At 48.4% G+C, this 13,765-nt stretch carries 9 protein-coding genes; all 9 read left to right on the top strand.

Features of this window, described 5'->3' with window-relative positions:
• Window positions 1-83: 83 nt before the first annotated feature.
• A complete protein-coding gene (locus IY568_RS19655) occupies window positions 84-1,367 on the top strand; it encodes an ATP-grasp domain-containing protein (RefSeq protein WP_125562016.1) in 1,284 nt (427 codons plus the stop codon).
• 39 nt (window positions 1,368-1,406) lie between these two features.
• Complete coding sequence (locus tag IY568_RS19650) at window positions 1,407-2,267, top strand: isocitrate lyase/PEP mutase family protein (RefSeq protein ID WP_125562014.1); 861 nt, start codon at window positions 1,407-1,409, stop codon at window positions 2,265-2,267.
• A gap of 157 nt (window positions 2,268-2,424) precedes the next feature.
• Window positions 2,425-7,005 carry a non-ribosomal peptide synthetase gene (locus tag IY568_RS19645; protein ID WP_194868467.1) on the top strand — a complete coding sequence of 1,527 codons (4,581 nt, stop codon included), beginning with the start codon at window positions 2,425-2,427 and terminating at the stop codon, window positions 7,003-7,005.
• Window positions 7,006-7,016: 11 nt separating this feature from the next.
• Window positions 7,017-8,279 carry a lysine N(6)-hydroxylase/L-ornithine N(5)-oxygenase family protein gene (locus IY568_RS19640; RefSeq protein ID WP_194868466.1) on the top strand — a complete coding sequence of 421 codons (1,263 nt, stop codon included), beginning with the start codon at window positions 7,017-7,019 and terminating at the stop codon, window positions 8,277-8,279.
• 10 nt (window positions 8,280-8,289) lie between these two features.
• Complete coding sequence (locus IY568_RS19635) at window positions 8,290-9,843, top strand: class I tRNA ligase family protein (protein ID WP_194868465.1); 1,554 nt, start codon at window positions 8,290-8,292, stop codon at window positions 9,841-9,843.
• A 7-nt stretch (window positions 9,844-9,850) separates the two neighbouring features.
• Entirely contained in the window at window positions 9,851-10,186 is a 336-nt protein-coding gene (locus tag IY568_RS19630; RefSeq protein WP_125562006.1) for a cupin domain-containing protein, read from the top strand.
• Window positions 10,183-11,208 carry an NAD(P)/FAD-dependent oxidoreductase gene (locus IY568_RS19625; protein ID WP_194868464.1) on the top strand — a complete coding sequence of 342 codons (1,026 nt, stop codon included), beginning with the start codon at window positions 10,183-10,185 and terminating at the stop codon, window positions 11,206-11,208. Before IY568_RS19630 ends, IY568_RS19625 begins: the two co-directional genes overlap by 4 nt.
• Before the next feature lie 12 nt (window positions 11,209-11,220).
• Entirely contained in the window at window positions 11,221-12,402 is a 1,182-nt protein-coding gene (locus IY568_RS19620; RefSeq protein WP_125562002.1) for a CaiB/BaiF CoA transferase family protein, read from the top strand.
• A 5-nt stretch (window positions 12,403-12,407) separates the two neighbouring features.
• The gene (locus IY568_RS19615; protein ID WP_194868463.1) at window positions 12,408-13,691 is read left to right on the top strand and encodes an NAD(P)/FAD-dependent oxidoreductase; all 1,284 of its coding nucleotides are present in this window, start codon (window positions 12,408-12,410) and stop codon (window positions 13,689-13,691) included.
• The last annotated feature ends 74 nt before the right edge of the window (window positions 13,692-13,765 follow it).

Raw genomic sequence — 13,765 nt, 5'->3', positions numbered from 1 at the left:
CCGATTGACAGGATATAGAGTGGCGCTCAGGTAGCCACAAAAGCAAAAATAGTGAAACAAAAACAACCCAATAAGGAACGTCAATGTTAGACAAGTACCAACAAAATGGAAGCAAAGTACTCTTATACTTAGATACCCGGGAGCTCCCTCTGGAGAGAAAACAGGAGATAGCTGCGGCAAAACAACAGGGTTACAAGATACTCATGGCGACCCCTACCCCGCGCGCTTACGATGCGTATTGTCTTGACTACGTGCTGGACGTAAATGTCGGTAATTTTGCTGAAGCTGAGCCGGTGATTCTCGACTATATCGCGACACATAAACTCAATGTGACCGGTATTTTGGTCTGGAAAGATCGCGAAGTCGTACTGGCATCCAAACTAGGACAGGCACTGGGATTACCCCATACCACACCTGAGCATGCTGAAAATGTTCGTGATAAAAGTAAAACACGTGCCTTACTGGAGAAGTTTCCGGGTCTGAATCCTCGCTTTTCAGTGGTAAGAGATGAAGCTTCTTTCATGAGCGGATTAGCTGAAGTAGGCGTTCCCGCAGTATTAAAACAAGCTGGTAATTCAGGTAGTCGTGGTATGTGTGTGATCACTGACCTGGAAACGGCTCTGGATAAGTACCGCGAAGTGGTTGCTGTTAACAAACAGCAGGCCGGTGATATGTATCATTACTACGAAGATATCATGCTACTGGAGCAACGCCTGACAGGCAGTGAACACTCTCTAGCTGGGGTTGTGGCCGATGGCGAGGTGATCACATTTACCATTGCTGATAAGAAGTTTGATACAAGTCTGCCTTTGCAGTATGAAAATGTAGTACCCTCTAAGTTAGCAGTTGATCTACAAACAGAAATTGTAGCACAACTGAAACAAGCTGTAGCTGAAACAGGTATAAATTGGTGCGGCTTCCATGTCGATTTTATGATCACCGAAGCAGGCCTGAAGATCCTGGAAATTGGCGGTCGTCTGGGTGGTGAGATGATTAACTCTCATCTTATCCCACTGACCCTGCCTGGTGTCAGCAGTTACGCTGCACTGATTGAGGTTGTGCAGGGTAATAACCCGCTTGCACATACGGATTACACCCAGCTTGCTCACTCCCGTGCTGCATCTCGTGTTGTGATGCCAACAGCGAAAGGCGTGATAAGTAAGATCGAAGGGGTACAAAATGTGATCAAAGATCCCCGTTGCCGCGAGTTTATGCAAACCTGGGGTGTGGGAGATGAAATGGTCTATCCGGACGTCAAATTCAAAGGGTATGAAATCGGCTACTTTATCGCTCAGGTTGGCCTGGATGACGATATTGAACAGGCTATCGAAGCACTGAATAACAAAATAACAATCACAATTGAATAGAATTTTCTCACAGGATAGTTCTACACAGAGGCAAGCGAAATGAAAAAAACAACTCTTTTAAGACAAATGCTAAATGACCAAAACATCCACATTGCACCGGGTGTCTTTGATGGAATGAGTGCACGACTGGCAGAGCAGACAGGCTTTGATGTCATTTATGCCAGTGGTGGTGCGATTGCCCGAAGCTGTGGTTTCCCGGACATTGGTATCATCAGCTTTACTGAAGTCATGAATCGCGTTGGTCAGATGGCGGAAGTTACGAAAGTCCCTGTGATTGCGGATGCGGACACAGGGTTTGGTAATGCAATTAATGTTAGCCGAACAATCAAAGCGTTCGAGCGTGCTGGCATTGCTGGTGTGCACCTGGAAGATCAGACGTTCCCGAAACGTTGTGGTCACCTTGATGATAAATCACTGATCAGTGCAAAAGAAATGGCACACAAAATTCGTGTAGCTAAAGACAGCCAAACTGATGAAGACTTTGTGTTGATCGCGCGCACCGATGCCATCGCTGTTGAAGGGTTTGATGCGGCTATTGAGCGCTCACAAATGTATATGGAAGCGGGTGCTGATGTGATCTTCGTCGAAGCGCCTGAAACTATCGAGCAGATTGAGCTGATCGCTAAACATATTCCACAACCTAAACTTATCAACATGTTCCACAGTGGTAAAACCCCTCTGGTACCAAAAGAGCGCTTACAAGAGCTAGGCTACAAGTTTGTTATCATTCCATCCGACTTGCAGCGTGCCACGATTCAGGCTTGTCAGAATACTCTGAGCACCATTTTAAAATATGGCGACAGTGGCAGTATTGCTGACAGCATGGCGTCATTTTCTGACCGAGAGCAAATCATCCGTACTAAGGATTACCTGGCCATCGACGACGGTTATGAAAAATAACCGTTAGCTCGGGATAAACGAGCCAGGGGGGCTCAGCTAAGTTAGCTGAGCACTTCTCCCAATACGTTAATGAAAAAAATCATGGGCCTGTTTGGCTTCGGCCTCATGCGGCCAAAATTTAATGATTTATCAGCTCTGTGGGAAAGTGGAGTTAAATGTGAAAAAAAGAACAATAAAGGAATTGTTGCAGCGAGTATGGCAGGCAGGTTGTCAGCTGACGCTCAAATCGCAACAGCTAGCTCTAAGTGGAAATACCAAGAATATCGACCGTGCACTGCTACAGGAAATCAAAGATCACAAAAGCGATATTATCAGTTACCTGAGTAACACGAGTGACAACCTGGTACTGACGGATCAACGACCAGCTCAGTTACCACCGACTGCTAGTCAGTCTTCACTGTGGATGGCGCACAAGCTGGCTGAACTGGGTAACGCCTATTCAATGCCGTTGGTTAAAACATTTGATAGCTTGCTGGATATTCAGCGGGTTGAGCAGGCTTTTCATGCCTTGCAGATTCGTCATGAAGCGTTACGTACGAATCTTGAAGACACAGACGGCGATGTATACCAGGTGATCCATCAGACGGCGAGAGCCTCTGTAGTGCATCTGACGCAGGAAGCAGATTTATCTGCACAGGTACAAAGATTATTGGCGGTGCCTTTTTCGTTGCAACAGGAACCGTTGATCCGGCTGCATTGCATACGGGGTGAAGCGCAGACGACCCTAGTGTTTAATATGCACCATGTCATCAGTGATGGTGTGTCTTTGGGTATTCTTAGCCAGGAATTCGCAAAATTATATCATGGCGAGACCTTGTTACCGCTGATCTACCATTATGCGGATTATGCTGTTGCACAGGCAGCCTGGTTGGACTCGCCTAAGTTGCATGCAGCGGTCAGTGCCCTATGCGGGTCTCTACAAGATCTGCCTGATTACACTAACCTACCGATAAAAACGGCGCGCACCGCTGAGCGTTCAACACTCGGGGAAACCTATTCGTTTGCCATTGAGGCGGCGCATACCAAGCTGGCTGGTGAGGTGGCTAACCGCGCGCAAGTAACCCGGTTTACAGTCATGATGGCAGCCTTTTTCGTGATGCTGAATAAGGTCAGTAGCCAGGACTCTCTGTGTATCGGTGTGCCATTTTCAAATCGTCAGGCAAACCACACCGACGACATGCTGGGGTTATTTGCCAACACGCTGCCAATTGCCGCTCATATTTCTGGCCAGCTGGGCTTTAGTGAGTTTGTTGAGCAGTTGCAGACGCAAATTCTGGATACCTATGAATGGCAGGGTGTACCACTTGACCTCATGCTTAATGAGCTGAAACTCAAACGCAGTGCGACTTATGCACCGCTGTTTCAGGTGATGTTTGCTTACCAGAATATCGCGGCGGATCCTTTAGTGCTGGACGGTGTTAGCAGCAAAGACATTGAGTTTGATGTTAGCCATATCAAGTACGATTTGAAGTTGACAATAATTGAAGAGGGCGACGAGTTGCGCGCTGTGTTTGAATACAGTAGTGCATTGTTTGAACGCGACACCATAGTGCAGCTAGGTCATAACTACCTACAAGTGTTGTCTAACCTTGCATCGGCCGCTCCGTTGTCTCAATGGTCGCTGTTAAGCGAAGCTGATCAGAGTCAACTATTGGAACACACGAGCAATCGCTCGAATGACACGCCTGTTAGCCCCTTGTGCTTACATCAGCTTTATGAGCAGCAGGTCAAGGCACAACCAGACTTTGCAGTATTGAAGTGTGGTAGTGAGACTTTGAGTTACGCGGCGCTTGATAGCAGAGTAAACCAGCTTGCTAATGGACTGATCGCACTGCCCGGTTACCAGGCTGGCAAGCTCATCGGTGTGTGCACCGATCGCAGCTTTGACATGGTTGCGGCCATCCTGGCTGTACTCAAAGCCGGCTGTGCTTACGTGCCTTTAGACCCGGAATATCCGTCTGACCGCATCGCTTATATTTGTCAAGACGCAGCGTTGGAGTTGGTGCTGACTCAGCCAGAATTGAGTGCACAGTTTGAGGCCATGGGAGTTACGCCGCTGAATGTCAGTGATACTCATGGCGAACTCTGGTATCAGGCTTATAGCAGTACAGAGCCTGATACAGCGGCTCAGGTAACAGCAGATCAACTTGCCTATATCATCTATACCTCTGGTTCAACGGGTAATCCGAAAGGGGTGATGGTTGAGCATGGTAATGCCGTGGCAATGCTTGAATGGGCAAAGCGTACGTACTCAGAGCAGGAGCTGGCTAAGGTATTGGCTAGCACGTCGTTATGTTTTGACTTGTCTATTTATGAGTTGTTCTTACCGCTGTGTTTCGGTTCTCAATGTGTGATCGTCGATAACCTAATTGCGTTGTTGGCGGAGCCGGTCGAAGTAACGCTGATTAACTCAGTACCTACCGCCATTGAGCTGATCCTGGAACAGGACGGATTACCGTCCGAAACATTGGTAGTGAACTCCGCTGGTGAACCTTTGTCAGCCACGTTGGTGAATAAATTACTATCGGCTGGGGTGACTAAAGTGTGTAACCTCTATGGGCCCTCTGAAGACACCACTTACTCAACGTATGCAGAGTTTACATCACCGCTGAGCGCTGCGCCCAGTATTGGCCGGGTCATAGACAATACTCAGGGTTACGTATTGTCAGAACACAACCAGCTGCTGCCTTTTGGGGCGGTAGGAGAGTTGCATTTGACTGGTAAAGGGCTGGCCCGTGGCTACCTGAATCAGCCACAGCTAACAGACGACAAGTTTATTACGAACCCTTTCTATCACCCTGAATGTGCCTCGACCAGTGATCGTATGTACAAGACCGGTGACTTAGTACGCTATTTGCCCAGTGGTGAGCTGGAGTATATTGGCCGTGCTGATGAGCAGGTAAAACTGCGCGGCTACCGGATAGAACTCAATGAGATTAAAGCGCAGGTTGAATCTCAGCTGGCGGTTGAGTCAGCACTGGTGGTGGTACGTCAAAGTGGCACTCAAAAACAGCTGGTGGCATATCTAAAACCAGCTTGTGAGGATTTTACCCCTTACTTGGCACCGCTTAAGGCAGCACTCGAATCCCAGTTACCTGGTTATATGGTGCCGGATGCTTTTGTGGTACTCGAGAACTGGCCGCTATTACCAAATGGTAAAATTAATAAACGCGCCTTACCCGAGCCGGAGCTTACTAACCTGACTGACAATTATGTGGCGCCACAGACGCAACTGCAGACTGAATTGGTGGCCTTGTGGTCAGCGCTACTGAGTCTGCCTGAGAGTGAAATTGGTATCCGTCACAACTTTTTTGAGCTCGGAGGTAACTCTATTTTGGTGGCCAAAATGTTGTCTTCTATCGCCAAGCAATATCAGGTTTCTATATCGTTTACCGATGTGTTTAATAACGCAGCGATTGTTGAGCTGGCTCGCTATATTGAACAGGGTGAATTGTCTGATCTGCCGCAGCTATGCAATACAGATCCTGTTGATTCATTACCTGCATCACCGCAACAGATCCGTTATTTCGAAACCTATAACATAGATGCCCCAACGTCTAAGCGGATGACGAATACCTTTGACTACTGGGAAGACATTGAGATTTTGCAGCAGGCGGTTCAGGTTCTGGTTGAGCAAAACGATATTTTCCACACGGGTTACGACTTTGATGAGCAAGGCAAGTTGCGCATTTCATTCAATCCTAACCCGGTGGTAGAGCCCATTTTCTTTACACAAGAAGTGGAAAGCGACCATGAATTGCAAAAAGCCATGTATGGACGCATTGCTCAGGAAACATTTGAGCTGGCTCACCCACCGCTACTCAAACTATTGATCTGCAAGTCGCCTAACGGGGGTGGTCATGCGGTGATAGGGATCTTTAATGGGATCCTGGATGCCTATTCGGGCGGTCTGGTGACGACTGAAGTTCGACGACTTTATAACCTGATTGCTGAAGGGAAAACCTGTGCAGCGCCGGATGTTGCCTATCGGGACTTTGTGCAGTGGCAATATGCCCTGACGGACAGTGAAAAATACACTGAAGCCCGCACATTCTGGCGCACTCAATATCCTGACGGGTTCACGCCTTTTTATCTGACCGATCACCCTCAGGGTAGTCAGGGCGGCACCATGTTCGCGTTTTTACTGGGCGAAACTTTGTCAGAGCAGGCTGCAGCAAAAGCAAAGCAAACGGAATCAAGCTTGTTTAACTTTTTGCTTGCTAACTTCGTGGAAGTGGCAAGCGGCTGGTATAAGCGCGATGACGTGTCGGTAGGTCTGTTATATCACGGCCGCGATCAGGCCGAACTTGAAGATAAAATTGGTTACTTTGTTGACTTGTTATGTCTCAAAGCAGAGTACCAGGCAGGCCAGCCATTTGCGCAGTTGGTAGAGCAGGTTAATAAAAACCTCTTTGAAAGCATAGATAATCGCATTTATCAGTACCAGGATTTGGCTGCTGATTTTGGTCAGTCACTGACGGAGCCACGTTTTCCATTGACGGGATTTCACGTCAACAATGTCATCGTACCTGGCGAGGAGAAGCAAGTCCCGGCGCACTTCGAACAGCAAACAGCGCCGCTGCCCTATGAACCTAAGTTTGACTTCAACATTTATGTTCATGAATCAAACCGCGGCATTTTAATCCGCATGGCGTACGCAAACCGCATCTTAACCGCAGAAGAGGCAGAGCAGTTTGTTACCACCTTCAAAAATACCGTTAATAAAAATAGTCAATAAGGAAGTCTTACGTGGATAATAATAAGGTATATGATCTCATCGGGATTGGCGGCGGCGTGTTTAACCTGTCGCTTGCAGTTATGTTAGAAGAGCAGGGCTTTGAAAACGCCATTTTCTTCGAGCGCAATGAAACCATCCATTGGCATCCTGGGTTACTGCTGGATACCTCAGAGCTTCAGGTTAACTTTATGAAGGACCTGATCCTGCCGGTGTCGCCCACCAGCAAATACACTTTCATTAACTATCTGCACCACAGGAACTTGTTGTATCAATTCTTGAACCGTAAAACGGATACGATCTCCAGAAACCAGTTCCAGGCGTATTTTCGTTGGGTGGCTGACATGTTGCCGTCACTGAGAATGAATAGCACCGTTGAGCAGATCCGTCATGACGGTGAGCTATTCATTGTGACGGTGAATGGAGAGGATTACTTCGCCAAGGATATTTCGATTGCGGCGGGGATTAAGTCAAATGTCCCTGAATGTGCCAAAGATGTTATCTCTGATGATGTTTTTCATGTCACAGAGTTTGCCAGACGTCGAGATGCACTGGCGGGACAAAGAGTATCCGTGATCGGTAGTGGCCAGAGTAGTGCTGAAGTCTTTGCAGATGTTTTCTCGCAGAATCATTGTAAATCCATTCACTGGCTGGGAAGACGTTATTCCTTTGCTCAGCTTGAAGATAACTGCTTTGTGAACGAGTTTTATTCGCCAAGTTTTATCAAGGTGTTTAAGGGACTGACTACAGATAAGAAGAAAGACTTCATTCAACGTATGGAAATGTCCAGTGATGGTATCAATCAAGGCCTGCTGGACAACATCTATCGCAGTATCTTTGACAGAAAGTTCTTTACGGAGCACGACTGTGATTATGCGATCCGTCCTTATCATGAGCTTCAGGCCATTGAAAAGTCAGGTAGTGCTTATGTATTGACCTTCAAGAACCTACTTCAGGGTGACACCTATACGCTCGAATCTGACAAAGTGATATTGGCAACCGGATTTAAGTCTGCGTCCTGGGATCTGTTGCAGTCTTTGGTGAGTGATGAATATCAAAGCGTGGACGAACTAAAAATTTCCGACGACTATGAGTTGCACTGGCAGCACATGGGGAAAAATCGAATTTACGTGCAAAACACCAGTAAAATGCAACTTGGACTGGGTGATCCGAACCTTAGTATCTCAGCTTATAGAGCTGCGATGATAGCGAATTCTATCTTGAAAAAACCGGTATTCCAGACCCAACCTGATACGCCGTTGTTAGGCTACATGTAGGAGCTGAGCGATGAAAAAGAAACAGTACTTACTGATTTCAGCTAAGCCTGCGCCAAATGGTCAGCTGCATTTGGGGCATTTGTCAGGTCCTTATTTGTCACAGGACATGTACTACCGCAAGTTGTGTGCAGACGGACACGATGTGAAGGTGATTTCAGGAACCGATGCAATTGACTCGTTTATTCAGTTGAAAGCTGTCCAGCAAGGTGTGCAGCCCGCACACCTGGCTGCGCAGCACTTTGCAACGATTGTTGACAGCTTCGCAGGCTTTTCAATCCATTATGATAACTTCATTAATCCTTTCTCCGAACAGTGGCAACCTCGTTATGTCGCCACGATGCAGGAGGTGGTGACGGTTGCCGAACGTGAAGGCAAAGTCATCACAAAGGAAGCTCCGTTTCCTGAGAATGAGGCGGGCGAGCCTGCATCGGGTGCCTGGATTGAGGGAATTTGCTGTGATTGTGATTCCCCCATGAGTGGCTACTTCTGTGAGCAATGCGGCGCGCATCTGGAACCTGGTGAAATCCTCGATGCTCGGCACAGAAACACTGCACATACCTTGTGTTTTGAGCCGCAGAGTGACGTGTTTTTCCAGATAGCGAACAGTGATGGCTTATTGCAATCGCTACAACAGGCTCAGGTTCGTGAACAGGAATATGCCATTGTCGAAAAACAGTTCCAGAATAACCGTACTCAGGTGCGGTTGACGGAACGTGCTGCTTGGGGTGTCTCGTGTGGCGATAATCAACAGGTATATTTCGGGCACGGTATGCTGTATGCCTACTGCCGTATGATAGGTGAATCTTATCAGGCGCTGACCGGGTGTCAGACCCATCCATTTGATGCCGAGTCTGAAGTGACCACCATCAACTTCTTCGGCATGGATAACACGGTATCACACATGGTTAATATTAATGCCATTGGTGCAGAGATCCCTCAGTGGAAAGGATTTGACCACTTTGTGGTGAACCAGTTTTATCTGCTCAACGGCCGTAAGTTTTCCACCAGTGCTGGCCATGTTGTGAACGGTAATGAAGTCATCAGTAATCCGATGATACAGGCCGAAGGCGTGCGTTTTGTACTGGCAGCTACCTCACCGGCAAAACACACGATGGACTTTACTCAGGCGTCTTTGCTGCATTGGTATAACAATGTATTGATCAACGAGCTGATGCAGCCACTGGTGATGGCTGCGGAGCAATTGAGCGGTAAAACCTGGCCAGTATTACCAGCTGGACAAGACTTCGCGCCGGTGTGGGAAAAACTCACACATATCTATGAATATCGCAACTTTGACCCGCAAGAGGTTGTAGCCATTGCGCGGGATTATATTGCTACTGGTGCGGGGATTAAGCGTGAGGATGCACTGGCACAGTATCTTGCTCAGTCGGCGTTACTGCTGTATCCGCTGATCCCCGAAACGGCACGCACCCTATGGCAGGCCTGCAGCTTGTCGGGCGACCCAAGCCTTGCCGGGTTGGCCTGTGACAGTGCGGCTTTTAACGCATTTCCTTGTCCGTTCGAACGGATCTCTATGCATATGATTGATGGATTATTTAGGTAACAGCACTATGTTGAACAAATTTACATTACTTCCGCCCACCTCAAGCCGTCCGGGCGTTGAACTTAAGATGGTGGATTTTGACCAGTTTGGTGAGCAGCGTATTCCGTTTGAAGGCGGGCAGTTTTTTGTTGAGCCTGGTAAAACCTCTAAGCCGGATACGCATGATGTTTCTGAATGTTGGTTTATTGCACAGGGTCAGGGGATCATCAATTACGATGGTCAGGAGTATCACATTACGCAGGGAGATTACTTGTATTTTGAGCCGCGCAAAACCCATTTTGTCCATAATGATGGTGAGCAGCAGCTGGTGATTTTCACTGTGTGGTGGATGGCACAGTCATGATGCAAGCATATGATATTGCTGTGATAGGCGCGGGTGTCATGGGCACCAATGTCGCCTATCAGGCAGCACGAGAACATCCTGATAAACGCATTGCCCTAATTGACAGAGATAAAATTGGAGCTGGCTGTAGTGGTTATGCGGGGGCGATTATTTCACCGATTTCATTGACTGCAGCTCATCAACAGCAAACCGCTTTGTCGAGGGATTGGTATGAAGATCCGGCATTGGGTTGTCAGCACTTGTTACGTCAGCTAGATACACTGATTGTATATAGTGATGCATCGCAAGAGACACTGAATCAAAAAACCGATCTGCTGACGCCGGTGCAGTGTGAGGTACCAGGGTGGTTGTCGCCCCCGTCTGATCTGCAGTTGTCGCAAAGTCGTGCCACGTTATGGGGCAATGTGTTTGAGATCTGTCAACATCTGGCGTACGCAAACGACAGTGTCGATGTCTATGAGTGTCTGGCTGTTCGAGATTTTAAGCGCTCTGACGACGCTTGGCAGTTATCTATGAGTGACGGCAGGACGTTGCATGCAGGCCAGGTCGTGGTTGCCAAAGGTGCCTGGCTTAGCGCAGAGGAACAGTCTTGCGACTTGATTATAAACCGCAAGAAAGTCGTTGCCTATGAAATTGATGCACCTGTTGATGAAACCAGTCCACTGGTCTACCTCTATGATCAGGGGGCGTTTTTATTGCCCTTACTGCATAAACAACGCTGGATCATGAGTATTACCTCTCAGCAGTGGGGTTGCATGCCTGAGCGTCATGAATGCGAAATCTCACAGGAAGACCGTCAGATTGCAGAAACCATTTTGCAGCAGCATGCTCCCAGCCTGATTGGCGCTTTACGTGGCGGACGGTGCCACAGCGACGGTTATGTTCGTGAGCGTCGTCCTCAGGTAGTGGCCAGTCAACCGGGTCAGCTGGTTATCGGAGGTGGCTCGGGGAGTGGCTTTCGTTTTGCCCCAGCGGTAGGGCGGCAGGCTTGTGAACTGCTATTTTCGAATCCAACAGTTTAAAGAAGAATAATAATGATAAATCAAACTCAAGAAAAACCGCTTAGTGGGATCACGGTGATCGATCTTACCCGGGTGTTGGCCGGTCCTTTTTGTACCATGATGCTGGCCGATCAGGGTGCACGTGTTATCAAAGTTGAGCTCAGCGGCAGTGGTGATGATGCTCGCATGTATGGTCCCAATGTGAACGAGATGTCTGGCTATTTTGCCTCCATTAACAGGGGCAAGGAAAGCATAGCGTTGAACCTAAAAGATGAAGAAGATCGGAAGGTCTTTGAAGCCTTACTGGCCAAAGCGGATGTACTGACCGAAAACTTCAGGCCGGGCGTAATGGAGCGGCTTGGTTATGACTGGCCGACTTTACACAGTAAATTCCCTCGCCTTATTTACGGTGCGATATCAGGGTTTGGTCAGCATGGCAGCCCTCACCGTGATAAGCCAGCGTATGATATGGTGGTTCAGGGCATGGGTGGCATTATGACGGTGACGGGACACAAAAATACCCCTCCGACCCGTGTGGGTGTCAGTATTGGGGATCTCAGCTCGGGCTTGTATCTGACCATTGGTGTTCTGATGTCACTGAACATGCGTCATCGCACTCAGGTTGGCAACCAAATTGATATCGCGATGCTGGATTGTCAGCTGGCATTACTTGAATACTCTATTATGCGCCATCACGCAACGGGAGAAATTCCCAGTCCTGTAGGTACTTATCGTCCAGCAATTGCCCCACCATTTGGCATGTTTGCTGCGCGCGGTGGTTACATGGTCATTGCTACGGGTAACGAAACCTTGTTTGGTAAATTATGTGATGTGCTGGGTCACAGTGAACTGAAAACAGATCCGCGCTTTAATGGCCCTGAGGCACGTAAAGATAATGAAGAGGAATTACAGCAGCTATTGGAAGACATCTTGTCTCAGGCAACACCCCAAGTTTGGGTCGAGCGGCTGAGTGCACATGGGGTACCGTGTGGACCAGTTAATAATGTTGCACAAATGCTGAGTGATCCACATGTGCAGTTGCGCAATATGCTGGTGACTACAGAGGGCGGATTTGGGCCTGAGCAGATAGTGGGTACGCCGCTGAAGTTTTCCAATGTAGCAGACATGACCAGCGTACGTTGTGCTCCGACACTGGATCAGGACAGAGACACTATCCTCCGAGACTTTGGTATTGTTGAGGAGGCACTAGGGTGAAACCCGTGAACACTCAACCTCTATGGCTTGAGGAAGCGGTTACGCTCGAGACGCAAGCGCCATTGGCTAAGGCCGATGCCGTTTTCGTCGGTGGCGGTATCACGGCATTGAGTGCCGCGATACCTTTGCTCAAAGCGGGATTTACGGTACAAGTTCTGGAGGCAAATGCACCACTCTCAGGGGCCAGTAGCCGGGCCTTTGGTAACCTTGATGTGGGTGTATCTGTGTCTAACAGTGCTTTACGCGCGCAGTATGGTACTCAGTTGGGTGACGAATTGTGGCTCGAAGCGGCAAATGCAGCAATAGAATTGCAGGCATATATCGCTCGGTGCCAGATCGCGTGTGATCTGGATACCAGCGGTCATTTGAAAGTTGCCTTCAATTCGCGCCAGGAAGCGGGGCTGGTGAACGAGTACCATGAGCTTAACGCAGTTTTTCCTCACTCGCAGGCAAAGTTAGTGCGTGGTCAGGAAGTGAGCCACTATTGGCCGGGCCGTAAAGCAACTTTGGGGTTTTTTAATCCGCTGAGTGCGACCGTCAATCCCTACAAGTTTGCCAGCGCGCTGTATGCACAGTTTTTAGCGCTCGGTGGTCATTATAGCGCCTATTGTGCTGTCAAACAGGTGAGACCAGACAAAGGTGAAGGCTATACTGTGGTGCATCAAGCAGGACATACACAAGCGGAGCATGTCGTGCATACCACCAATGGTTATACTTCTAAAGTTTCGGGTGCGCTAAGGCAACACATATTGCCCATTGGTAGCTACATTATGGCCACCAACCCTTTAAGCGAGCAGGAGTATAAAGCGTTTACCCATCCCCACCAGGTCGTAACCACAGCCTATCATTTCAAACAATATATGCGACTGGATCAGCAGCGCCGTTTGATTTTTGGCGGGCGCCTGGGGCTGTCCACTGGATTACAGGAACACAAAGTTGAACGGGAATTACGCAATCTCGCGACTCATTTGTTACCGTTTGTGGACATCCAAAGTAGCCATGTGTGGGGCGGGAAGTTAGCTATGACCCGAACTATGTTACCTTCTATGGGAGCGCTGGCACACAAGCAATACTATGCCATGGGATACTGTGGTCGCGGGATACCTATGGCCTGGTGGTGCGGTATTAAGCTTGCCGAAATGATCGTTCAAGGGTCCACGCGCAACATTACCAGCTTTACACGTGCACCCAATCAGTCTTTTCGGTTACTTAATCTTGTCCCGTTAAGAAATGAGCTATTGTCTGGCTATTTTTACCTAAAAGACCGTGCATACCGGGAGTTTCAGTAAGCACTTCGGGGCCAGTCAATATGCGCTTCCTGGGCTGGCCTGCATCATCAATTACAATAAAAAAATAAAGGCAT

Source organism: Pseudoalteromonas sp. PPB1 (assembly GCF_015356275.1).
GTDB lineage: Bacteria > Pseudomonadota > Gammaproteobacteria > Enterobacterales > Alteromonadaceae > Pseudoalteromonas > Pseudoalteromonas rubra_D.
Note: the sequence above shows the minus strand (reverse complement) of the source record. Positions and strands in the feature narration are given on the sequence as shown.